Source organism: Streptomyces sp. NPDC053755, assembly GCF_040677675.1.
Taxonomy (GTDB): Bacteria; Actinomycetota; Actinomycetes; order Streptomycetales; family Streptomycetaceae; genus Streptomyces.
Genome location: NZ_JBFASK010000023.1, coordinates 29024 through 50659 on the forward strand (window position 1 = coordinate 29024; position 21636 = coordinate 50659).

Annotated in this window: 23 protein-coding genes and 1 riboswitch; of the genes, 11 read left to right on the top strand and 12 right to left on the bottom strand. The window is 72.7% G+C overall.

What is annotated here, in order from left to right:
• Positions 1–112: 112 nt before the first annotated feature.
• Together AB0K65_RS21810 and AB0K65_RS21815 are read right to left on the bottom strand one after the other, a co-directional pair.
• Positions 113–478: an Rv2175c family DNA-binding protein gene (locus AB0K65_RS21810; protein WP_365718931.1), complete on the bottom strand. Its 366-nt coding sequence runs from the start codon at positions 476–478 to the stop codon at positions 113–115.
• A gap of 143 nt (positions 479–621) precedes the next feature.
• The gene (locus AB0K65_RS21815; protein WP_365718933.1) at positions 622–1836 is read right to left on the bottom strand and encodes an FAD/NAD(P)-binding oxidoreductase; all 1215 of its coding nucleotides are present in this window, start codon (positions 1834–1836) and stop codon (positions 622–624) included.
• A gap of 186 nt (positions 1837–2022) precedes the next feature.
• A riboswitch (TPP riboswitch) is annotated at positions 2023–2135 on the top strand.
• Between AB0K65_RS21815 and thiO the strand changes: the two genes are divergently transcribed.
• From thiO to AB0K65_RS21845, 6 genes are all read left to right on the top strand, one after another.
• A complete protein-coding gene (thiO, locus tag AB0K65_RS21820) occupies positions 2133–3311 on the top strand; it encodes a glycine oxidase ThiO (RefSeq protein WP_365718935.1) in 1179 nt (392 codons plus the stop codon). (Overlaps the previous riboswitch by 3 nt.)
• Positions 3308–3517: a sulfur carrier protein ThiS gene (gene thiS, locus AB0K65_RS21825; RefSeq protein ID WP_365718937.1), complete on the top strand. Its 210-nt coding sequence runs from the start codon at positions 3308–3310 to the stop codon at positions 3515–3517. The genes thiO and thiS overlap by 4 nt, the downstream gene beginning before the upstream one ends.
• A 5-nt stretch (positions 3518–3522) precedes the next feature.
• A complete protein-coding gene (locus AB0K65_RS21830) occupies positions 3523–4317 on the top strand; it encodes a thiazole synthase (protein ID WP_365718939.1) in 795 nt (264 codons plus the stop codon).
• Between the two features lie 95 nt (positions 4318–4412).
• A complete protein-coding gene (pknB, locus tag AB0K65_RS21835; RefSeq protein ID WP_365718941.1) occupies positions 4413–6341 on the top strand; it encodes a Stk1 family PASTA domain-containing Ser/Thr kinase in 1929 nt (642 codons plus the stop codon).
• A 5-nt stretch (positions 6342–6346) separates the two neighbouring features.
• Positions 6347–7198 carry a deoxyribonuclease IV gene (locus tag AB0K65_RS21840; RefSeq protein ID WP_365718943.1) on the top strand — a complete coding sequence of 284 codons (852 nt, stop codon included), beginning with the start codon at positions 6347–6349 and terminating at the stop codon, positions 7196–7198.
• Positions 7199–7277: 79 nt separating this feature from the next.
• The gene (locus tag AB0K65_RS21845) at positions 7278–7838 is read left to right on the top strand and encodes a DUF4396 domain-containing protein (RefSeq protein ID WP_365718945.1); all 561 of its coding nucleotides are present in this window, start codon (positions 7278–7280) and stop codon (positions 7836–7838) included.
• A gap of 40 nt (positions 7839–7878) precedes the next feature.
• Here AB0K65_RS21845 and AB0K65_RS21850 read toward each other — a convergent pair whose 3' ends face one another.
• Positions 7879–8511 carry a sulfite oxidase-like oxidoreductase gene (locus AB0K65_RS21850; protein ID WP_365718947.1) on the bottom strand — a complete coding sequence of 211 codons (633 nt, stop codon included), beginning with the start codon at positions 8509–8511 and terminating at the stop codon, positions 7879–7881.
• Between the two features lie 175 nt (positions 8512–8686).
• On the opposite strand from AB0K65_RS21850, the gene bfr reads away from it, so the two are divergent.
• Entirely contained in the window at positions 8687–9163 is a 477-nt protein-coding gene (gene bfr / locus AB0K65_RS21855) for a bacterioferritin (protein WP_365718949.1), read from the top strand.
• A gap of 27 nt (positions 9164–9190) precedes the next feature.
• Here bfr and AB0K65_RS21860 read toward each other — a convergent pair whose 3' ends face one another.
• Positions 9191–9445 carry a (2Fe-2S)-binding protein gene (locus tag AB0K65_RS21860; RefSeq protein WP_365718951.1) on the bottom strand — a complete coding sequence of 85 codons (255 nt, stop codon included), beginning with the start codon at positions 9443–9445 and terminating at the stop codon, positions 9191–9193.
• A gap of 141 nt (positions 9446–9586) precedes the next feature.
• Positions 9587–10936, bottom strand: coding sequence for a class II 3-deoxy-7-phosphoheptulonate synthase (locus tag AB0K65_RS21865; protein WP_365718953.1), 1350 nt, complete (start codon positions 10934–10936; stop codon positions 9587–9589).
• Between the two features lie 100 nt (positions 10937–11036).
• On the opposite strand from AB0K65_RS21865, the gene AB0K65_RS21870 reads away from it, so the two are divergent.
• The gene (locus tag AB0K65_RS21870; protein ID WP_093653364.1) at positions 11037–11093 is read left to right on the top strand and encodes a trp operon leader peptide; all 57 of its coding nucleotides are present in this window, start codon (positions 11037–11039) and stop codon (positions 11091–11093) included.
• A gap of 91 nt (positions 11094–11184) precedes the next feature.
• Entirely contained in the window at positions 11185–13077 is a 1893-nt protein-coding gene (locus AB0K65_RS21875; protein WP_365718955.1) for an anthranilate synthase family protein, read from the top strand.
• Positions 13078–13104: 27 nt separating this feature from the next.
• Here AB0K65_RS21875 and AB0K65_RS21880 read toward each other — a convergent pair whose 3' ends face one another.
• From AB0K65_RS21880 to AB0K65_RS21900, 5 genes are all read right to left on the bottom strand, one after another.
• Complete coding sequence (locus tag AB0K65_RS21880) at positions 13105–14103, bottom strand: 2-hydroxyacid dehydrogenase (protein ID WP_365718957.1); 999 nt, start codon at positions 14101–14103, stop codon at positions 13105–13107.
• A 74-nt stretch (positions 14104–14177) separates the two neighbouring features.
• Positions 14178–15206, bottom strand: a complete 1029-nt coding sequence (locus AB0K65_RS21885; protein ID WP_365718959.1) for a 6-phosphofructokinase — start codon at positions 15204–15206, stop codon at positions 14178–14180.
• Positions 15207–15305: 99 nt separating this feature from the next.
• On the bottom strand, positions 15306–16016 hold the full coding sequence (locus AB0K65_RS21890; RefSeq protein WP_365718961.1) for a response regulator transcription factor: 711 nt from the start codon (positions 16014–16016) through the stop codon (positions 15306–15308).
• Between the two features lie 6 nt (positions 16017–16022).
• Positions 16023–17255 carry a DUF5931 domain-containing protein gene (locus tag AB0K65_RS21895; protein WP_365718963.1) on the bottom strand — a complete coding sequence of 411 codons (1233 nt, stop codon included), beginning with the start codon at positions 17253–17255 and terminating at the stop codon, positions 16023–16025.
• Between the two features lie 37 nt (positions 17256–17292).
• Entirely contained in the window at positions 17293–18024 is a 732-nt protein-coding gene (locus tag AB0K65_RS21900) for a lysophospholipid acyltransferase family protein (RefSeq protein WP_365719088.1), read from the bottom strand.
• Between the two features lie 214 nt (positions 18025–18238).
• Between AB0K65_RS21900 and AB0K65_RS21905 the strand changes: the two genes are divergently transcribed.
• Both AB0K65_RS21905 and AB0K65_RS21910 read left to right on the top strand, forming a co-directional pair.
• Positions 18239–19021 (top strand): alpha/beta fold hydrolase, encoded by a 783-nt coding sequence (locus tag AB0K65_RS21905; RefSeq protein ID WP_365718965.1) that lies wholly within the window; start codon positions 18239–18241, stop codon positions 19019–19021.
• On the top strand, positions 19014–19661 hold the full coding sequence (locus tag AB0K65_RS21910; protein ID WP_365718967.1) for a hypothetical protein: 648 nt from the start codon (positions 19014–19016) through the stop codon (positions 19659–19661). The genes AB0K65_RS21905 and AB0K65_RS21910 overlap by 8 nt, the downstream gene beginning before the upstream one ends.
• Before the next feature lie 210 nt (positions 19662–19871).
• Here AB0K65_RS21910 and AB0K65_RS21915 read toward each other — a convergent pair whose 3' ends face one another.
• Complete coding sequence (locus AB0K65_RS21915; protein ID WP_365718969.1) at positions 19872–20615, bottom strand: endonuclease/exonuclease/phosphatase family protein; 744 nt, start codon at positions 20613–20615, stop codon at positions 19872–19874.
• A 78-nt stretch (positions 20616–20693) separates the two neighbouring features.
• Positions 20694–21635, bottom strand: a complete 942-nt coding sequence (locus AB0K65_RS21920; protein WP_365718971.1) for an ROK family glucokinase — start codon at positions 21633–21635, stop codon at positions 20694–20696.
• Position 21636: the final 1 nt, after the last annotated feature.

The window sequence follows — 21636 nt, forward strand, 5'->3', positions numbered from 1 at the left end:
CGCTGAGCAATGGTTGTGGGAGTGGTAGTCCGCGGGGTCCCGGCGCGGGGGGGGGGGGGGGGGGGGGGCGCCCCCCCCCCCCACGGCGGCAACCTGTGCTGTCTTGGGTGCGTCAGACGGCGAGCGCCTGGGCGCGGCGCTTCACCTCCGTGCCGCGATTCTCGCTGAGGGCCTGCGCGGGCGTGCCCGGCAGGGTCGGGTCGGGAGTGAAGAGCCACTCCAGCATCTCTTCGTCGGAGAAGCCGTCGTCCTTCAGCAGCGTCAGGGTCCCGCTGAGACCCTTGACCACCTTGTCGCCCTGAATGAAGGCGGCGGGCACCTGAAGCGCCCGGTTCTCCCCGCGGCGCACGGCGATGAGCTGGCCCTCCTTGACCAGCTGCCGCACGCGCGTCACCTCGACATCGAGCATTTCCGCGATGTCGGGGAGGTAGAGCCAGGCGGGGACGAGAGCATCGATTCTTGCGTCAATCTCGGTCACGGGAACAAGCCTGCCATCTGGGGCTGACAGTCGGAAGTCGAGCCCCGGCGAGTGTCCCCCGACGAGCGGCCGGCCCGGGCCGGGAGAGACCCGGGCGGGCCTTGGCGGGCGCTCGTCAGAGGGCGGCACCTCGCGGGCGCTCGTCAGAGGGCGGCCGCCTTCAGGGGCACGGAGGGATCGGTGGCCCGTTCGGGATCGATGCGGGCGGCCGCCTCGATCAGCTTGCGGCCCTGGGCCAGGTCACGGGGGCGTCCGACGGCCAGCAGGGCGACGAGGACGCCCTCGCGGAGCCACAGGACGGACCAGGAGGCCCCGGCGGAGTCGCCGCGGCGGACCAGCGCGTCGGTGGTGGTGTGGTGCCCCGCGTACTGGACGAAGCGGCCGAACTGCTCGGACCAGAAGTAGGGCACCGGGTCGTAGACGTCGGGGGTCTCGCCGATGATGTCGGCCGCGACCGTGCGCGGCCCCTGGAGGGCGTTGTCCCAGTGGTGGACGAGGAGCCGCTCGCCGTACCGGGCGGAGGGGAAGGAGGCGCAGTCGCCGACGGCGTAGACGTCGGGCAGGGAGGTGCGCAGCCGGTCGTCGGCGGTGACCGAGCCGCCCGCGTCGAGGGCGACGCCGGAGCCGTCGAGCCAGTCCGTGGCGGGCCGCGCGCCGATGCCGACGACGACGGCGTCGGCGGCCAGCGGCCGGCCGTCGGCCAGGACGACGCTGCCGGTCTCGACGCGTTCCACGCGCGCGCGGGTGAGCAGGGTGGCGCCGCTCTCCTCGTACCAGCGGGCCATGGGGGCGGCGACCTCGGCGGGCAGGGCGCCGGCGAGGGGCCGGTCGGCGGCCTCGACGACGGTGACGGCGCAGCCGGCCTCGCGGGCGGCGGTGGCGAACTCGGCGCCGATCCAGCCGGCGCCGACCACCACGATGTCGTGGCGCCGCTCCAGTACGGGCTTGAGCCGCGCGGCGTCGTCGAGGGTGCGCAGGAGGTGGACGCCGGGCACGCCCTCGGTGCCCGGCAGGGTGACGGGGTGGGCGCCGGTGGCGATGACCAGCACGTCGTAGGGCACGGGCCCGGCCTCGGTGTCGACCGCGTGGTCGCCGGCGCGCAGGCCGGTGACCTCGAGGCCGAGGCGCAGCTCGATGGAGAGCGCCTCGAAGTCGACGTCGAAGGCCGAGTCCTCGGCCTTGCCCAGAAGGACAGCCTTGGAGAGCGGGGGCCGGTCGTAGGGCTGGTGCGGCTCGGCGCCGATGAGGGTGACCGGACCCGCGAAGCCCTGCTCGCGCAGGGCGACGGCGGTCTGCACCCCCGCCATGCCGGCGCCCACGATCACGACATGCTGCTGTGCCTGCTTCTGCTCGCTCACCCGATCACCTTACGCAGCTGACGCGCCGTCAGGAAGGTGGCCGCTCCCTCGCGCCGGGCCGGTCCCCCACCCGGCCCGCCTGCCCCGGATGGCCCGACCCGACACGCGCGTTCCCGAGGGCGGCGCCCGCGGGCGGGAGGCTCCCTTACCGGGCCCCGACGGCTGGGGATAGTCTGACCGCCAACGTAGAGCACTCGCGGGAGCCCGGACGCACCGGGCTGAGAGGGAGGCTGGCCGGCCTCCGACCGTACGAACCTGATCCGGGTCATGCCGGCGAAGGGAGGGGCTGGACGCCCATGCCATCACGTACGTCACACGTCCGTACGTCCTCGGACGTCCTCGTCATCGGGGGCGGGATCATCGGCCTCGTCACGGCCTGGCGCGCGGCGCAGCGCGGGCTGCGGACGGCGCTGGTGGATCCGGAGCCCGGGGGCGGGGCGGCGCGGGTCGCGGCCGGCATGCTCGCCGCCGTCACCGAACTGCACTACGGCGAGGAGACCCTGCTCGGCCTCAACCTCGCCTCCGCGCGCCGCTATCCCGACTTCGTCGCCGAGCTGCGGGACGTCACCGGCCACGACGTCGGCTACCGCTCCTGCGGGACCCTCGCCGTCGCGCTGGACGCCGACGACCGGGCGCACCTGCGGGAGCTGCACGCCCTGCAGACCCGCTGCGGCCTGGAGTCGGAGTGGCTCAGCGGGCGGGAGTGCCGTCGCCTGGAGCCCATGCTGGCGCCGGGAGTCCGGGGAGGGCTGCGGGTCGACGGCGACCATCAGGTCGATCCCCGCAGGCTCGCCGACGCGCTGGTCGCCGCGTGCGAGCGGGCCGGTGTGGTCCTCCACCGGAGCGTCGCCGAGCGGCTGACGGTGGTGAGCGACCGGGCCGCGGGCGCGGTACTCGCGGACGGGACGCCTCTCGACGCCGAGCAGGTGGTCCTGGCCGCGGGGAGCCTGAGCGGCCGGCTCGGCGGCGTACCGGAGGAGGTGCTGCCGCCCGTACGCCCGGTCAAGGGGCAGGTGCTGCGGCTGCGCGTGCCGCCCGCGTACGCGCCGTTCCTGTCCCGGACGGTGCGGGCCGTGGTGCGTGGAAGCCACGTCTATCTGGTGCCGCGCGAGAACGGCGAGCTGGTCGTCGGGGCGACCAGTGAGGAGCTGGGCTGGGACACCACCGTCACGGCGGGCGGGGTGTACGAGCTGCTGCGCGACGCGCACGAGCTGGTGCCGGGCATCACCGAGCTGCCGCTCACCGAGACCCGGGCGGGTCTGCGGCCCGGGTCTCCGGACAACGCGCCGCTGCTGGGCCCGAGCGCGCTGCCCGGGCTCCATCTGGCCACCGGCCACTACCGCAACGGGGTGCTGCTCACCCCCGTCACCGGCGACGCCATGGCGGAGGTGCTGACCACCGGCACGCTCCCGGACGAGGCCCGCCCCTTCACCCCCCGCCGCTTCTCTCCCGTACGTCTGGAGCAGCCCGCATGAACGTGCTGAACGTGTCCGTGAACGGGGAGCCGCGCGAGCTCGCGGGCCCCGTCTCGCTCGACGTCCTCGTGGCCACCCTGACCTCGGCGCCGTCGGGGGTGGCCGCGGCCGTCAACGAGACCGTCGTGCCGCGCGGCCAGTGGCCCGCGACCGTCCTCGGCGACGGTGACCGGGTCGAGGTCCTCACCGCCGTGCAGGGGGGCTGAGCGCGATGTCCGACGACACCTTCGTCCTCGCGGGGACGGAGTTCTCCTCGCGCCTGATCATGGGCACGGGCGGGGCTCCCAGCCTGGACGTCCTGGAGCGCTCGCTGATCGCCGCCGGCACGGAGCTGACGACGGTCGCGATGCGCCGTCTCGACCCGACGGTGCAGGGCTCGGTCCTCTCCGTCCTGGACCGGCTCGGGATCCGGGTCCTGCCGAACACGGCGGGCTGCTTCACGGCGGGCGAGGCCGTGCTCACGGCTCGCCTGGCGCGGGAGGCCCTCGGAACCGACTGGATCAAGCTGGAGGTCGTCGCCGACGAGCGGACCCTCCTGCCGGACGGGGTGGAGCTGCTGGACGCGGCCGAGACGCTGGTGGACGACGGCTTCACGGTCCTGCCCTACACCAACGACGACCCGGTGCTCGCGCGCAAGCTGGAGGACGTGGGGTGCGCGGCGATCATGCCGCTGGGTTCGCCGATCGGCTCCGGGCTCGGGATCCGCAATCCGCACAACTTCCAGCTGATCGTGGAGCGGGCCGGGGTGCCGGTGATCCTGGACGCGGGCGCGGGGACGGCCTCGGACGCGGCGCTCGCGATGGAGCTGGGGTGCGCGGCGGTGATGCTGGCGTCGGCGGTGACCCGGGCGCACGAGCCGGTGCTCATGGCGTCGGCGATGCGGCACGCCGTCGAGGCGGGCCGGCTGGCCCGGCGGGCGGGCCGCATCCCCCGCCGCCACTTCGCCGAGGCCTCGTCCCCCGTGGAGGGCCGCGCCGTCCTCGACCCGGAGCGTCCGGCGTTCTGACGAGGTGATCCGCCTCACCCCCGTCCCGTCACAGGTGCGCTGCAGTCCACGGTGGCGGGGACGGGGCGTCCGCCGGGGCTCGTAAACTCGGGGCCGTGGACACGACCCTTCAGGACCCTCTCGTCGGGCGGCTGCTCGACGGCCGCTACCGCGTCGAGGCGCGCGTCGCCGTCGGCGGGATGGCCACGGTCTACCGGGCCGTCGACACCCGCCTCGACCGGGTGCTCGCGCTCAAGGTGATGCATCCGGCGCTGGCGACGGACGTCACCTTCGTCGAGCGGTTCATCCGCGAGGCGAAGTCCGTGGCGCGGCTCTCCCACCCCAACGTGGTCGGGGTCTTCGACCAGGGCGCGGACGGCGCGTACGTCTACCTCGCGATGGAGTACGTCGCGGGCTGCACGCTGCGGGACGTGCTGCGCGAGCGCGGAGCCCTGCAGCCCCGGGCCGCGCTCGACATCCTGGAGCCCGTGCTCGCGGCGCTCGGCGCCGCGCACCGGGCCGGTTTCGTGCACCGCGACATGAAGCCGGAGAACGTCCTGATCGGGGACGACGGCCGGGTGAAGGTCGCCGACTTCGGTCTCGTACGGGCCGTGGGCTCGGCCACGAACACCACCGGCTCCGTCCTCGGCACCGTCTCGTACCTCGCCCCCGAGCAGATCGAGCACGGTACGGCCGACACCCGCGCCGACGTGTACGCCTGCGGTGTCGTGCTCTACGAGATGCTGACCGGCGGCAAGCCGCACGGCGGCGACACGCCCGCGCAGGTCCTCTACCAGCACCTGAACGCCGACGTCCCGGCCCCCTCGGCCGCCGTGCCCGGCCTCGCCGCCGCACTGGACGGGCTGGTGGCGTGCGCCACCGCCCGCGACCCCGAGGCCCGCCCGTACGACGCCGTCGCGCTCCTCGCCCTCACGCGGGAGGCCCGGGCGGCCCTCGACGACGAGCAGCTCGACGCGGTGCCGCCGCGGGCCCGTACCGAGGCGCTCGGGGCGGGCCACGACGGCTCCGAGGACCGGACCAGTGTGATTCCGCGCGCCGCCGTGACGCAGCACACGAGCCGGCTCGCGATGGAGCCGGAGCCCGGGCCGGAGCACCGGGCCGCCGCGGGTGCGGGCGCCGGCGCCCGCCGGGTGTCGCTCCCCCGCGGCCCCTGGCTCGTCCTCACCGTCGTCCTGGTGGTCCTGGGGCTCGGCGGCGGCGTCTGGTACATCAACTCCGGCCAGTTCACCCGCGTCCCCGCCCTTCTCGGCCAGAGCGAGGCCCAGGCCGCGCAGCGGCTCAAGGACGCGGGCCTGGACGTCGGCAAGACCCGGCGGGCGTTCAGCGAGGTCTACGAACGCGGGACCGTCATGGCCACCGATCCCGCCCCCGGCGAGCGCGTCCGCGGCAACGGCACGGTGACGCTCACCCTCTCCCGCGGCCCGGAGACCGTGAAGGTCCCCCACCTCAAGCGCAAGCCGCTCGCGGAGGCCAGGCGGATCCTGACCGAGGAAGGGCTGGCTCCCGGCGTGGTCGGCGAGGCGTTCAGCGAGGACGTCCCGCAGGGCGCCGTGATCAGCTCCGACCCCGAGCCCGGCACCGAACGCGCCCCCGACTCGGCCGTCGCCCTCGTCGTCAGCAAGGGCGTTCCGATCGAGGTCCCCTCGGTGGCCGGCGAGTCGGTGGCCGACGCCACCGAGACGCTGCGGAACGCCGGTCTCACCGTGAAGGTCGCCACCGAGCGGATCGACTCCCCGGAGCCGGCCGGTTCGGTCGCCGCCCAGTCCCTCGCCGAGGGCAGCCGCGCCGCCCGGGGCGACACGATCACCCTCACGGTCTCCAAGGGGCCGCGGATGATCGAGGTGCCCGACGTCACCGGCGAGCAGGTCGACGCGGCGCGCGAGCGGCTGGAGGGGGCGGGCTTCGAGGTGGAGGTCGAGAAGACCTTCCCCTTCCTCGGGGACACCGTCTCCGGCCAGTCCGTCGAGGGCGGCGCCACCGCCCCCGAGGGCTCCACCATCACCCTCAAGACCAAGGGACTGTAGGACTCATGCGCAACCCCGTCGGCGGCCATGTCCCCGTGGCCGGCGGCCTCGCCACGACCGGCCTCGCCTACGCCCGCGAGCTGGGCGCCGAGACCGTCCAGGTGTTCGTCGCGAACCCGCGCGGCTGGGCCACGCCGGTGGGCAGCCCGGTCCAGGACGAGCGGTTCCGCGCCGGCTGCGAGGCCGCCTCGATGTCGGCGTGGGTCCACGCTCCGTACCTGATCAACTTCGGCTCCCACACCGAGGCCACGGTCGAGCGGTCGGTGGAGTCGCTGCGGCACTCCCTGCGCCGGGGCCGTGAGATCGGTGCGAAGGGCGTGGTCGTGCACACCGGCTCCGCGACCGGTGGCCGGCCGCGCGAGGAGGCGCTGGCGCAGGTCCGGGAGCGGATGCTGCCGCTGCTCGACGAGCTGACGCACGAGGACGACCCCTTCCTGCTTCTGGAGTCCACGGCCGGTCAGGGCTCCTCGCTCTGCTCCCGCACGTGGGACTTCGGGCCGTACTTCGACGCGCTGGACCACCATCCCCGGCTCGGGATCTGCCTGGACACCTGCCACATCTTCGCGGCGGGTCACGATCTGACCGGTCCGCACGGCGCGACGCAGACCCTGGACCTGCTGGTGGAGACGGTCGGCGAGGGCCGGCTGAAGCTGATCCACGCCAACGACTCGAAGGATGTCGTCGGCGCGCACAAGGACCGGCACGCGAACATCGGGGCGGGCCACATCGGGCAGGAGCCGTTCCGCGCGCTGATGCGCCATCCGGAGACCGAGGGCGTTCCCCTGGTCATCGAGACGCCCGGCGGCAAGGAGTGCCATGTGGCGGACGTGGAGCTGCTGAAGAAGCTCCGCGAGTGACTCTTCGTTGAGGAATACCCCTAGGGGGTATACGGTTCCCAGAGAGGCAGGAACCGCTACCCGACGCTGGGGGCCCGCCATGGAGCACGAAGCGCACGACCACCACTCCGGCCACCTGAACCACGGCCGGCACGAGCCGCAGGACGCCCACCCCCCTCACGACGACGAGCACCGGCATGGGCACCGGCACCACGGCGGCGGCGAGACCTCCTGGTCCACGGCCGCGAAGGCGACGCTGCACTGCCTCACCGGATGCGCCTTCGGCGAGGTCCTCGGCATGATCATCGGCACGGCGCTCGGCTGGGGCAACGCCCCGACGATGGCGCTCGCGATCGCCCTGGCCTTCCTCTTCGGCTACTCCCTGACCCTCTGGGCCGTCCTGCGGGCCGGGCTCTCGCCGAAGGCGGCCGTCGGCGTCGCGCTCGCCGCCGACACCCTCTCCATCACCGTGATGGAGATCGTCGACAACGGCGTCCTGCTGCTGGTGCCGGGCGCCATGGACGCGCACCTGTCGGACGCGCTCTTCTGGGGCGCCCTCGCCTTCGCCTTCCTGGTCGCCTTCCTGATCACCACACCGGTCAACAAGTGGATGATCGGCCGGGGCAAGGGCCACGCGGTGGTGCACCGCTACCACCACTGAGACCGGCCGGGAGCGCGCGCCGCGCGACGGCCCGGGACGCCTACAGCTCCGGGCCGTCGCCCGGCTCCTCCTGATAGGAGTAGCGCTGCTCGGTCCACGGGTCGCCGATGTTGTGGTAGCCGCGCTCCTCCCAGAAGCCGCGGCGGTCGGCGGTCATGTACTCCACGCCCCGGACCCACTTGGGCCCCTTCCACGCGTACAGGTGGGGGACGACGAGCCGCAGCGGGAAGCCGTGCTCGGCGGTGAGCAGCTCCCCGTCCTTGTGGGTGGCGAAGATCGACCCCTCGGCGGCGAAGTCGGAGAGCCGCATGTTGGCGCTGAAGCCGTACTCGGCCCAGACCATCACGTGCGTGACGTTCGCGGCCGGCGGGGCGAGCTCCAGGACGTGCCGGGCGGGGACCCCGCCCCATTCGGCTCCGAGCATGCTGAACTTCGTCACGCAGTGCAGGTCGGCGACCACCGTGGAGAACGGCAGCGCCGAGAACTCCTCGTGGTTCCAGCACCGCTTGTCGCCGTCGGCGGTCGCTCCGAAGACCCGGAACTCCCAGCGGTCCGGCTTGAACCTGGGCACGGGGCCGTAGTGGGTGACCGGCCAGCCGCGCTGCAGCCGCTGCCCCGGCGGAAGATCCGACTGCCCTGCTTCCCGGTGTACTCCGCTCTCCGGCTGACCCATGTCATCCATGGTGACAGACGGCGAGGGGTGGTCATGACCAGTGAGCGCCGGGGTAGGAGCCTTTCGGGGCAACTCCCACTAAGCCTGCACTTACTGGACGCCCCCCATCCGTGGTGCGAGGATGCGGCCATCCTGCCCAGTCATTACGTAGACATGCGTGGAAGGAGCCTCTGCGATGCAGGGCGACCCCGAGGTCCTCGAGTTCCTCAACGAGCAGCTGACCGGCGAGCTGACGGCCATCAACCAGTACTGGCTGCACTACCGCATCCAGGACAACAAGGGCTGGACCAAGCTCGCCAAGTACACCCGCGAAGAGTCCATCGATGAGATGAAGCACGCGGACAAGCTCACCGAACGCATCCTGATGCTGGACGGGCTGCCCAACTACCAGCGGCTCTTCCACGTCCGGGTCGGCCAGACGGTCACCGAGATGTTCCAGGCGGACCGCCAGGTGGAGGTCGAGGCGATCGACCGCCTCAAGCGGGGTATCGAGGTCATGCGTGCCAAGGGTGACGTCACCTCGGCGAACCTCTTCGAGGAGATCCTCGCCGACGAGGAGCACCACATCGACTACCTCGACACCCAGCTGGACCTGATCGAGAACCTCGGCGAGGCGCTCTACATCTCCACGCTGATCGAGCAGCCGAGCTAGCGCGCGGCCCCCCGCGGGCGGTCCGCGCTACGCGGCCTCGGAGAGCCCGTCAGGGACCGGCAGGTCGGTCGCCAGGGCGGGCATGCCCTGGTCCAGGAGCTCCCGTCGGGGGCAGTTGCCGCGCCCGAGGATGGCCTGGATGCGCCGCACGCAGGAGCCGCAGTCGGTCCCGGCCTTGCAGGCTGAGGCGATCTGGCGGGGGGTGCAGGCGCCCGCGTCGGCATGGGCCTTGACCTGCTTCTCCGTGACACCGAAGCATGAGCAGACGTACACGCGGTTCACCTCCCGCCGAGATCGATAAGGCTAACCTAACCTTACCCGGCGGGTCCGGCGCGTAAAAGCCCCGGAGACGACGGTGGGGCGCGGATCACATGGATCCGCGCCCCTTCGTCGTAGGAACGCACCTACTGATCGCAACACGTCCTAGTCGCGGTAGAGCTCCGCCACCAGGAACGCCAGGTCGAGCGACTGGCTGCGGTTGAGCCGCGGGTCGCAGGCCGTCTCGTAGCGCTGGTGCAGGTCGTCGACGAAGATCTCGTCGCCGCCGCCCACGCACTCGGTGACGTCGTCACCGGTGAGCTCGACGTGGATGCCGCCCGGGTGCGTGCCGAGGCCCTTGTGGACCTCGAAGAAGCCCTTGACCTCGTCGAGCACGTCGTCGAAGCGGCGGGTCTTGTGGCCGGAGGCCGCCTCGAAGGTGTTGCCGTGCATCGGGTCCGTCACCCAGGCCACGGTCGCGCCCGAGGCCGTGACCTTCTCGACCAGCTCCGGGAGCTTGTCCCGGACCTTGTCGGCGCCCATGCGGACGATGAAGGTCAGCCGGCCGGGCTCGCGCTCCGGGTCCAGGCGGTCGATGTAGGTCAGCGCCTCGTCGACCGAGGTCGTCGGGCCGAGCTTGATCCCGATCGGGTTGGCGATCCGCGACGCGAACTCGATGTGCGCGTGGTCGAGCTGGCGGGTGCGCTCACCGATCCAGACCATGTGGCCGGAGGTGTCGTACAGCCGGCCCGTGCGCGAGTCGGTGCGGGTCAGGGCACCTTCGTAGTCGAGCAGCAGCGCCTCGTGGGAGGCGAAGAACTCGACCGCGCGGAACTCCGCCGGGTCGGTGCCGCAGGCCTTCATGAAGTTCAGCGCGTTGTCGATCTCGCGCGCCAGCTGCTCGTAGCGCTGGCCCGAGGGGGACGACTTCACGAAGTCCTGGTTCCAGGCGTGCACCTGGCGCAGGTCGGCGTAGCCGCCGGTGGTGAAGGCGCGCACCAGGTTGAGCGTCGAGGCGGACGCGTTGTACATCCGCTTCAGGCGCTCCGGGTCCGGGACCCGGGACTTCTCGTCGAAGTCGAAGCCGTTGACCGAGTCGCCGCGGTACGTCGGCAGGGTGACGCCGTCGCGGGTCTCGGTCCCCTTCGAGCGGGGCTTGGAGTACTGCCCGGCGATGCGTCCGACCTTGACGACGGGCACGGAGGCCGCGTACGTCAGGACGGCGCTCATCTGGAGCAGCGTCTTGAGCTTGGCACGGATGTGGTCGGCGGACACGGCGTCGAAGGCCTCGGCGCAGTCGCCGCCCTGGAGCAGGAACGCCTCGCCACGGGCGACGGCTCCCATCCGGGCGCGCAGCTGGTCGCACTCGCCCGCGAAGACGAGCGGGGGATACGACTCGAGGTCCGCGATCACATCGCGCAGAGCCTCGGCATCGGGGTACTCGGGCTGCTGCGCCGCGGGCAGGTCTCGCCAGGTCGCCTTGGCGACGGCGTGGGAATCAGCGTTCACGGTCACACCCCCACAGTACGGGGCGACACCCGCCGTCCACGCCAGTGACCGCTGGGTGAGACGGATGAGACGGACACGACACGCTCCATGGGCTACGATCACCGCCATGTTCGCGCAGACGACCCGTAACTGGTGGTGGACCGCTCATCCGGCGGCCCACTGACTGCGCGTACTCGAACACGCGAAGGCCGCCCGAGGGGCGGCCTTCCTCGTTTTCCGGGCCGTTCCTCTCCGCTCCACGGAAGGAACGCACGATGGACCTGTCCCGTCTCCTGGACGACTCCTGCCCCCCGTTCGCGCTGCTGCGCCGCCGCACACCGGGCCGTGACCACGACACCGTCGAGGTGCTGATCGGCGCCGTGCACGAGGCCGAGCGCCTCGCGGACCTGCCGGTCGGCTCGCTGCCGACGCTCGCCCTCGTGCCCTTCCGGCAGATCCGCGAGCGCGGCTTCGACGTCCGGGACGACGGCACCCCGCTCTGCGTGCTGGCCGCCGAGGAGGCGTACGAGCTGCCGCTCGCCGAGGCGCTGGAGCAGCTTCCGGCCCACCGGGTACGGGTGGAGGGCGGTGGGTTCGACGTGCCGGACGCGGCGTACGCCGAGACCGTGCGGCGGGTGATCGACGAGGAGATCGGCTCCGGGGAGGGCGCCAACTTCGTCATCCGGCGCACCTACACCGGGCAGATCCCCGGCTTCGGGCGGCGGGACGCGCTGGCTCTCTTCCGGCGACTGCTCGCCGGCGAGCGGGGCGCCTACTGGACGTTCGTCGTCCACACCGGGGACCGGACGCTGGTCGGCGCGAGTCCGGAGGTCCACGTCCGGATGACGAGCGCGGGAGGCGACGGCGAGGCGGGCGGAACGGTCGTGATGAATCCGATCAGCGGCACCTACCGCTACCCGTCAGGCACCGCGCCGACCGCCGAGGACCTCCTCGCCTTCCTCGCCGACCGCAAGGAGACCGAGGAGCTGTCCATGGTGGTGGACGAGGAGCTGAAGATGATGTGCACGGTGGGCGACATGGGCGGGGTGGTGATCGGCCCGCGGCTCAAGGAGATGGCACATCTCGCCCATACGGAGTACGAGCTGCGCGGCCGCTCGTCCCTCGACGTGCGCGAGGTGCTGCGGGAGACGATGTTCGCGGCGACCGTCACCGGCTCGCCGGTGCAGAACGCCTGCCGTGTCATCGAGCGGCACGAGACGGGGGGCCGCGGATACTACGCGGGAGCGCTCGCGCTGCTCGGCCGGGACGGGAACGGCGCCCAGACGCTGGACTCCCCCATCCTGATCCGCACCGCCGACATCTCCGCCGACGGGGCGCTGCGGGTCCCGGTGGGCGCGACGCTGGTCCGGCACTCCGACCCGGCGGGCGAGGTGGCCGAGACCCACGCCAAGGCGGCCGGGGTGCTCGCCGCCCTGGGGGTGCGGGAGGGGCGGCCGGCGGACGAGCCGGTCCCGGCGCGGCGGCTCGCCGACGATCCCCGGGTGCGGGCGGCGCTGGACGCCCGGCGGGCCGGGCTGGCGCCGTTCTGGCTGAAGATGCAGGTGCGGTCGGCGGAGCTGACCGGCCACGCCCTCGTGGTCGACGCGGAGGACACCTTCACCGCGATGCTCGCCCATCTGCTGCGCTCCTCCGGCCTGGAGGTCTCGGTCGTCCGGTACGACGAGCCGGGGCTGCGGGAGCTGGCGCTCGCGCACGAGGGTCCCGTGGTCCTCGGGCCCGGGCCCGGCGATCCGGGGGACGCGGCCGATCCGAAGATGCGGTTCCTGCGGGGGCTGACGGCCGAGCTGGTCAGGGCCCACCGTCACGGTCTGCTGGGCGTCTGCCTGGGCCACGAGCTGATCGCGGCCGAGCTGGGCCTGGAGATCGTCCGCAAGCGGACCCCGTTCCAGGGGACGCAGATGCGGATCGACCTCTTCGGGCAGGAGCGGACCGTCGGGTTCTACAACAGCTTCACGGCCCGCTGCGACGACCGGGCGGCGACCGAACTGGCCCTGCACCGGATCGAGGTGAGCCGGGACGCGGCGACGGGCGAGGTCCATGCCCTGCGCGGTCCGGGCTTCGCGGGCGTGCAGTTCCATCCCGAGTCGGTCCTGACGATGGAGGGCGCCGGCATCACCGCGTCCCTGCTCGCCGCGGTGCTGGTCTGACCGCTGCCCGGGCCGGGGCGGGGCGGCTCAGGACGCCGCCGGGACCAGGACGTTCTCGCTGCGCCGCCCCGCGGCGTAGTCGAGGACGTTGCGGACGGTCGTGTCGACGATCTGGCCGACCGCGTCGACCGTGTAGTACGCCTGGTGGGAGGTGACCACGACGTTGGGGAAGGTCACCAGGCGGGCCAGGGTGTCGTCCTCGACGACCTCCAGGGACTTGTCGAGGAAGAAGAGGCCCGCCTCCGCCTCGTACACGTCGAGGCCCACTCCGGTGAACCGGCCGGCGCGCAGTTCGCCGACGAGGGCGCCGGTGTCGATCAGGCCGCCGCGGCTGGAGTTCACCAGGATGGCGTCGTCCTTCATGGCCTTGAGCGCGGCGGCGTCGATGAGGCGCCGGGTGGACGGGAGCAGCGGTACGTGCAGGCTGATCAGGTCGGACTCGGCGAGGAGCCGTTCCTTCTCGACGTACGCCATGCCGAGCTCGACGCAGGCCGGGTTCGGGGCGATGTCCCAGCCGAGCAGCCGCATGCCGAAGCCGTGGGCGATCCGGGTGAACGCCTCGCCGATCTTGCCGGTGCCGAGGACGCCCACCGTGCGGCCGCGCAGGTCGCGTCCCATGAGTCCGTCGAGCCGGAAGTCGAAGTCGCGGGTCCGGTTCGAGGCGCGGACGATCCGCCGGTTGACCGCCATCGCCAGCGTCCAGGCGAACTCGGCGACGGAGTACGGGGAGTAGTACGACACCCGGGCGACGGTGAGGCCCAGTCGTTCGGCCACGTCGAGGTCGATGTTGTTGAAGCCGGTGGAGCGCTGGGCGATCATCCTCGTCCCGCCGTCGGCGAGGATCCGCAGCACGCGGGCGCCGAGGTCGGCGTTGACGCTGGAGGACACGACGGTGTGGCCGACCGCGATGGGGGCGGTGTCCTCGGTGAGGAAGACGTCGAGGCACCGGACGCGGTGGTGTCCGTGGAACGCCTTCTCGATCAGCGGCTTCTCGTCCGCCTGCACTCCGAACGCCAGGATCTCCACGGAGCCCCTCCGGGGGTTTGCCGGATTTGTCTGGTCCCGGCGAATATACGGCCCCCGGAGGCGTCACGCGTGCCTCAGCCGAAGAAGACGCCCACCTCCGCGTAGAGCGCCGGGTCGACGGTCTTGAGGCGGGCCGTCGCCTCGGCGATCGGGACGCGCACGATGTCGGTGCCGCGCAGGGCGACCATCTTCCCGAAGTCGCCGTCGCGCACCGCGTCGATGGCGTGCAGGCCGAAGCGGGTGGCGAGCCAGCGGTCGAAGGCGCTCGGGGTGCCGCCGCGCTGCACATGGCCGAGGACCGTGGTGCGGGCCTCCTTGCCGGTCCGCCGCTCGATCTCCTTGCCCAGCCACTCCCCCACCCCCGAGAGCCGGACGTGCCCGTAGGAGTCGAGCGTCCCGTCCTTCAGGACCGCCTCCCCGCCCCGGGGCATCGCGCCCTCGGCGACGACCACTATCGGGGCGTAGGTGGCCTTGAAGCGTGAGGTGACCCAGGCGCAGACCTGGTCGAGGTCGAAGCGCTGCTCGGGAATGAGGATGACGTTGGCGCCGCCGGCGAGGCCGGAGTGCAGGGCGATCCACCCCGCGTGGCGCCCCATCACCTCGACCACCAGCACCCGCATATGGGATTCGGCGGTGGTGTGGAGGCGGTCGATGGCCTCGGTGGCGATGCCGACGGCGGTGTCGAAGCCGAAGGTGTAGTCGGTGGCGGAGAGGTCGTTGTCGATGGTCTTGGGGACCCCGACGCACGGGACGCCGTACTCGTCGACCAGCCGGGCGGCGACACCCAGGGTGTCCTCGCCGCCGATCGCGATCAGCGCGTCGACCTCGCACTTGGCGAGGTTCTCCTTGATCCGGCGGATGCCGTGCTCCGCGTCGAGGGGGTTGGTGCGCGACGAGCCGAGGATGGTCCCGCCGCGCGGCAGGATGCCCCGGACGGCGGGGATGTCGAGGCGGACGGTGTCGCCCTCGAGCGGCCCGCGCCAGCCGTCGCGGAATCCGGTGAAGGCGTAGCCGTACTCCTGGACGCCTTTGCGGACGATGGCACGGATCACCGCGTTGAGACCGGGGCAGTCGCCGCCCCCGGTCAGTACGCCGACACGCATGGAGGTCTCCTTCGCCGTGGCGGACGGAACGTACGACCTACGCTAGTAGTGACGTGGGTCACTCCGACACGGCACGGCGACTGAATCGCGGAGGAATCCTCAGGCGTCGTCGAGGCCACGCTCGATGGCGTAGCGGACGAGTTCCACCCGGTTGTGCAGCTGGAGCTTGCCGAGAGTGTTCTGCACGTGGTTCTGCACGGTGCGGTGCGAGATGACCAGGCGCTCGGCGATCTGCTTGTAGCTCAGCCCCTTGGCGACCAGGCGCAGGACCTCGGTCTCGCGCTCGGTCAGCTGCGGGGCCTTCGGCTCGTCGGTGCCGGAGGTGGTGGCCGGTTCGGTGGCGAGGCGGCGGTACTCGCCGAGGACCAGGCCCGCCAGGCCCGGCGTGAAGACGGGGTCGCCGACGGCGGTACGGCGCACCGCGTCGATCAGCTCGGCTGTGCTGGCGGACTTGAGGAGGTAGCCGGTGGCGCCGGACTTGACCGCCTCCAGCACGTCGGCGTGCTCGCCGCTCGCCGAGAGGACCAGGACCCTCAGCGCGGGGTCGGCGCCGACCAGTTCCCTGCAGACCTGGACGCCGGGCTTGGCCGGCAGGTTGAGGTCGAGGACGAGGACGTCCGGGCTCACCGCCGTGGCGCGGCGCACGGCCTGTTCGCCGTCGCCGGCCGTGGCGACCACGTCCAGACCCGCCTCGGCGAGGTCCCGCGCGACCGCGTCCCGCCACATCGGGTGGTCGTCGACGACCATCACCCTGATCGGCTCCGCCGCCCGCCGCTCGTCCGCCTGGGCGCGCGCCCGCTGCTCGCTCATGTCCGTTCACCTTCCCCCGTGGTTCCCGCGCTGCCGCGGGACCTTCAGTTCCACTTCCGTGCCCTGGCCGGGGACCGAGATCAGCTCGGCCGTGCCGCCCAGTTCCCGCAGTCTCCCGCGGATGGACAGGGCGACGCCCATCCGGCCCTCGCCCTCGGCCTGCGCGAGCCGCCCCTCCGGGATGCCCGGGCCGTCGTCGCGCACCGTCACGATCACCTCGTCCGGCCAGTCCTCCACCAGGATCCACGCCCGCGCGTCCGCGCCCGCGTGCACCCGGACGTTGTCCAGGGCGGCGCCGACGGCCGCGGCCAGTTCGCGGGCCGCGGGAGGCGGGAGCAGGACCGGGGCGCCCGGGTCGGAGAGCGTGACCCGCGCCCCGGCGCGCGGGGCGAGCAGCGTCCGCAGGTCGACCGGCGCCCCTGGGGAATCCGCCGCGCCGGACTCGTCGTCGGGGACGTCGACATACCGGACGACGGCGCCTTCGGACTCGTCTTCGGAGATCAGGGAAGGCCGGGTGAGGCCGCCGGCGACCAGGGTGCGCAAAGCGACCTCCTGCTCGCCGGCCATCCGGCCCAGTTCCGCCGCCTCGCCGCCGAGGGCCGTGCCGCGCCGCTGCACCATCGCCAGGACCTGGAGCACGCTGTCGTGGATGTCCCGGGCGAGGCGCTCCCGCTCCCGGGTCGCGGCCTCGATCTCCAGGGCGCGGGCGAGGGTGCGCTCGGAGGCGCGGGCGACCTCGACGACGTATCCGATGGCGACGGATGCCACCCACACGAGCAGGACGTTGTGGAGGGTGTCGCGGCTCGGGTGGCCGCGCTCGACGATGTTGGCGACGGCCACCAGCGAGGAGGCGAAGGCGGCCCAGCGCCAGCCGCCCTTGATCGCGTACGCGAGGACGGCTCCGGCGGTCCATATCGAGGGCAGCGTGGGGCCGTCGACGGTCCGGGCCTGGGCGTCGGCGAGCGGGGTGAGCAGGATGCCGGTGAGCGCGACGGCGAGGTCGGCGACGAGGAAACGACGGGTGCAGCCGGCCGCGTTGGCCACCTTGGGGAGGGTGGCCAGGTTCCAGACGCACATGACGGCGAGGAAGGCGACGGCCACCCAGGGCCGCTCGAAGTCGTCACGCGAGAAGACGAAGAGCAGGACCGCGTAGATCATGGTCAGGACGCGGTAGGCGGTGAGCGCCCGCCACAGCGGCTGCTCGACCGACATCCGCACGACACGCTCGCGCTTGGCCATCTCCCCCACCCCCGACGGCGCCCCCCCCACGCAGGGGTCAGGCGCCGGACTCTTCCCGTGCCGCGATCTCGGCCTTGACGGCTTCCCTGGCGGCCTTCTCGGCCTCGGCGATCTGCCGCTTGGCGGCCGTCGCGTAGATGTCGACGTACTCCTGGCCGGACAGCTTCATGATCTCGTACATGACCTCGTCGGTCACCGAGCGCAGGATGAAGCGGTCGCCCTCCATGCCGTGATAGCGGCTGAAGTCGAGCGGCTTGCCGATCCGGATGCCCGGCCGCATCAGCTTGGGGACGACCTTGCCGGGTGGCTGGATCTTCTCGGTGTCGATCATCGCGACGGGGATCACGGGCGCACCGGTGGCCAGGGCGACGCGCGCGAGGCCGCCCGGCTTGCCGCGGTAGAGCCGGCCGTCGGGCGAGCGGGTGCCCTCGGGATAGATCCCGAAGAGGCCGCCCTTCTCGATGACCTCGATGCCGGCCTTGATCGCGGCCTCGCCCGCGCCGCGCGCGCCGGAGCGGTCCACGGGCAGCTGGCCGACGCCCTTGAAGAAGGCGGCGGTGAGCCTGCCCTTCACCCCGGGCGAGGTGAAGTACTCGGCCTTGGCGATGAAGGTGACCTTGCGGTCGAGGACGGCGGGCAGGAAGAAGGAGTCCGAGAACGACAGGTGGTTGCTCGCGAGGATCGCCGGCCCCTCGGCGGGAATGTTCTCGAGGCCCTCCACCCACGGCCTGAAGGCCAGCTTCAGCGACCCTCCGATGGAGAACTTCATTGCGCCGTAGATCAACTCGAGTGCCTTCCGTGTGCCGTCGGACAGACCATATCCCGCCGTGTCCCGCGCACCCGCGCGGGAGCGGCCCAAGACGGGGCACCTTCGTGCATACGGACCTGGTCGGTGTCGGTCCGGTCGCGTACGGTGAAGGTCCTTCCCCTTTTGCCGTCGCTTCGTCGAACCCCCGAAGCCGAACCCCGAACAGGAGACCCCGGTGCCGGTCCTTCCTGGAGCCGAGCCGTACCGCCACGAGGGCGGAGAGGTCGGCGTCCTTCTCTGTCACGGATTCACCGGATCCCCGCAGTCGCTGCGCCCCTGGGCCGAGTATCTCGCCGAGCGCGGACTGACCGTGTCGCTGCCCCTGCTCCCGGGGCACGGCACCCGCTGGGAGGACATGCAGCTCACCACCTGGCAGGACTGGTACGCGGAGGTGGACCGGGCCCTGCGGGAGCTGCTCGCCCGGTGCGAGCGGGTCTTCGTCTTCGGCCTGTCGATGGGCGGGGCGCTGGCGCTGCGGCTGGCCGCGAAGCACGGCGACGCGGTCCAGGGCCTGGTCCTGGTCAACCCGGGCAACAAGGTGCACGGCGTCGCCGCGCACGCGCTGCCGGTGGTCCGCCACTTCGTCCGTACGACGAACGGCATCGCCAGTGACATCGCCAAGGAAGGCGTGACCGAGATCGGCTACGACAAGGTGCCGCTGCACGCGGCGCACTCGCTGCGGCGCTTCTTCCGCACCGTGGACGCGGAGCTGCCGCAGGTCACCCAGCCGATCGTGCTGCTGCACAGCCCGGGGGACCACGTGGTGCCGCCCGCGGACTCGGCCCGCATCCTCAGCCGGGTCTCCTCGACCGACGTGCGGGAGATCCTGCTGGAACAGAGTTACCACGTGGCGACGTTGGACCACGATGCGGAGCGGATCTTCGAGGAGAGCTGGGCGTTCGTCGGCCGGCTCGCTCCGGACGTCGTCGGGGAGAAGGGGAGCACGAGCGGTGGCTGAGCAGCAGGACGGGGAGCGCGAGCCGCAGCCCATCGACGAGGAGGCCGCCTGGGCGGCGATCGTCGCCGGGTACGGCGAGGAGCCGGCGGACCCTCCGGGGTCCCGGCCCTTCAGGTCGATCGAGGACCTGGCGCTGCCCGAGCCCGTGGAGAGCGAGAGCGACGACGGCGGCGACGCCGAGGAGGACGCCGAGGACGAGGAGCCGGAGAGACCGGCCCTCGGCAGCTCGGTCGTCTTCGCCCCCGGCGTGAGCGTGGGCGGTGGCCCGCGCGACTACCGGCTCGCGGATCCGGACGAGGAGCCGGCGGAGTCGGCGGAGTCGGCGGAGGGTTCCGAGGACCGCGAGGAGGGCAAGCCGGGCAGGCGTGCCGGGAAGGACGACGACGGCGAGGGGCACTTCGTCCCGCCGGAGCCGCCGCCGCTGCCGGAGGCCGACGCCACGACGAAGTTCGCGTGGCTCGGTGTGGTGGGCGGCCCGGTCCTGATGCTCCTCGCGGTGCTGCTCCAGTGGGAGATGACCTGGTGGCTGACCACGGTGTGCGTGGGCGGTTTCCTGGGTGGCTTCGCGACGCTGGTGGCCCGGATGAAGCACGACGACGATGACGGCTACGACGACCCGGGCCGCGGCGCGGTGGTGTGAGGGCCGCGGGCGCCGGGAGCCGCGGGAGTACGACGGCCACGGGCGGGCCGCGACGGCCGGGTGCGCGGCGGGGTGACGGCCGGGTCCGGGGCGCCCGGCTCGGGCCGGCCGGATTCTCGCGCACGGGGCGGGCTCGGCCGGGGGCTCCCGAGCACCGAGCGGGCTCGGCCCGGCGCATGTCGCGGCCGGCCCCGGGGCGTCGCGGCCCGCTCAGCTCGCCGGGATCCGGACCGCCGCCAGCACCGGCAGGTGGTCCGTCGCCGCCCTGAGGTCGGCCTCCGGAAGACCGGGCGGGACACCGCAGCCGAGGAACTCCACCCCCTCCGTGGCGAGGATCGCGTCGATCCGCCGGCGCGGCTCGGCCGCTGAGAAGGTGTACTCACCACCCCAGGGGGCGACCTGCCGGCCGTCCTGGAGCTCCTTCGCCAGGCGGGTGAAACTCCGCCCCTCCGGCGGCTCGTTGAGGTCCCCGGCCACGATCGTGTGCGGTGCGCCCATCGCCGCCACCCGGTCGAGGAGCATCCCCGTCTGCGCGTACCGCTCCTCCTCGCGCAGGCTCAGATGGCAGCTGATCAGCCCGACCCTCGCCCGCGCGAACCGGACGACCGCCGTCGCGAAACCCCGGCGGTGCTGCCCCGGGGTGAGCGGCAGCAGGATGTCCTCGGTGCGCTCCACGGTCGCCCGCAGCGAGCACATCAGCAGGGGCCCGGCGGCGGTGGCGCCGCCGCTCAGCACGTAGAGGTCGCTCTTGGCGGCCAGCCTGGCCGCGTGCTTGCGCCAGCGGAAGAACCGGGGCGCCTCCTGGACGAAGACGAGGTCGGGCGCGCAGGCCCGGATGACCCGGGCGAGGGCGTCCTCGTCGTCCCGCTGGGACCGGACGTTGTAACCGAGCACCCGCACGACGGCCGAACCGTCCGCTTCGGTGCGGGAGTTGGGCAGCTCACTGATCGCCATGCCCCGCAACATACGACAACCGCCCGCCGTACCCCGAGGGGCACGGCGGGCGGAGTCGCGAAGGAGTACGGGGAGCGGTCAGCCCTGGCGGGCCAGGTCCGCCGCGCCGACCAGTCCGGCCTTGCCGCCGAGCTGGGCCGCGAGGACCTGCGCGTGCGGACGCCACTGGCCGCCGATCAGCCAGCGCCGGAAGGACTTCCGGATCGGGTCGAGCACCAGCTCGCCCTCGTCCGACACGCCGCCGCCGACGATGAACGCCGACGGGTCGAACAGCGACGCCAGGTCCGCCAGACCGGCGCCGGCCCAGCGGGCCAGCTCGCGGAACGAGTCCACGGCCACCGGGCAACCCTGCCGGGCGGCCGCGCTGACGTGCTTGCCCTCGATGCCGTCCGGCGTGCCGTCGCCGAGCTCCAGGAGGATCCCGGCGTTCTCCGGGGTGGCGTTGGCGCGCTGCTTGGCGTAGCGGACGAGCGCGCGCCCCGAGGCGTACTGCTCCCAGCAGCCCTGGCTGCCGCAGCCGCACAGCAGGCCGTCGGGGACGACCCGGATGTGGCCGAACTCCGCGGCGACGCCGAAGCGTCCGCGGCGCAGCTTGTTGCCGATGATGATGCCGCCGCCGAGGCCGGTGCCGAGCGTGATGCAGATGACGTCCTCGTGCCCCTGCCCCGCCCCGAACCGGTACTCGCCCCAGGCCGCCGCGTTCGCGTCGTTCTCGACGACGACCGGCAGGCCGACCCGCTGCTCGACCTTGTCCTTCAGCGGCTCGTGCCGCCAGTCGATGTTCGGCGCGAAGAGGACGGTGGCGCGCTTGTCGTCGACGTAGCCCGCCGCGCCGATGCCGACGGCCTCGATCTGGTGACCCTTGCCGGCCTCGGACACAGCGGCGCAGATCGCGTCGACGATGCCTCCGGGGGTCGGCGGGGTGGGCACCTTGTGCGTGTCGAGGATGTTGCCCTCCTCGTCGACCACGCCGGCCGCGATCTTCGTGCCGCCGATGTCGACGCCGATGGTGAGTCCCATG

What these genes read in the sequence shown, in the direction of transcription:
- AB0K65_RS21915 (WP_365718969.1), bottom strand. Translation starts at nt 20,615, where the DNA reads ATGGCGATCAGTGAGCTGCCCAACTCCCGCACCGAAGCGGACGGTTCG.
- AB0K65_RS21840 (WP_365718943.1), top strand. Translation starts at nt 6,347, where the DNA reads ATGCGCAACCCCGTCGGCGGCCATGTCCCCGTGGCCGGCGGCCTCGCC.
- AB0K65_RS21830 (WP_365718939.1), top strand. Translation starts at nt 3,523, where the DNA reads ATGTCCGACGACACCTTCGTCCTCGCGGGGACGGAGTTCTCCTCGCGC.
- AB0K65_RS21850 (WP_365718947.1), bottom strand. Translation starts at nt 8,511, where the DNA reads ATGGGTCAGCCGGAGAGCGGAGTACACCGGGAAGCAGGGCAGTCGGAT.
- AB0K65_RS21875 (WP_365718955.1), top strand. Translation starts at nt 11,185, where the DNA reads ATGGACCTGTCCCGTCTCCTGGACGACTCCTGCCCCCCGTTCGCGCTG.
- thiS (WP_365718937.1), top strand. Translation starts at nt 3,308, where the DNA reads ATGAACGTGCTGAACGTGTCCGTGAACGGGGAGCCGCGCGAGCTCGCG.
- bfr (WP_365718949.1), top strand. Translation starts at nt 8,687, where the DNA reads ATGCAGGGCGACCCCGAGGTCCTCGAGTTCCTCAACGAGCAGCTGACC.
- AB0K65_RS21920 (WP_365718971.1), bottom strand. Translation starts at nt 21,635, where the DNA reads ATGGGACTCACCATCGGCGTCGACATCGGCGGCACGAAGATCGCGGCC.
- AB0K65_RS21890 (WP_365718961.1), bottom strand. Translation starts at nt 16,016, where the DNA reads ATGAGCGAGCAGCGGGCGCGCGCCCAGGCGGACGAGCGGCGGGCGGCG.
- AB0K65_RS21900 (WP_365719088.1), bottom strand. Translation starts at nt 18,024, where the DNA reads ATGAAGTTCTCCATCGGAGGGTCGCTGAAGCTGGCCTTCAGGCCGTGG.
- AB0K65_RS21845 (WP_365718945.1), top strand. Translation starts at nt 7,278, where the DNA reads ATGGAGCACGAAGCGCACGACCACCACTCCGGCCACCTGAACCACGGC.
- AB0K65_RS21885 (WP_365718959.1), bottom strand. Translation starts at nt 15,206, where the DNA reads ATGCGTGTCGGCGTACTGACCGGGGGCGGCGACTGCCCCGGTCTCAAC.
- thiO (WP_365718935.1), top strand. Translation starts at nt 2,133, where the DNA reads ATGCCATCACGTACGTCACACGTCCGTACGTCCTCGGACGTCCTCGTC.
- AB0K65_RS21895 (WP_365718963.1), bottom strand. Translation starts at nt 17,255, where the DNA reads ATGGCCAAGCGCGAGCGTGTCGTGCGGATGTCGGTCGAGCAGCCGCTG.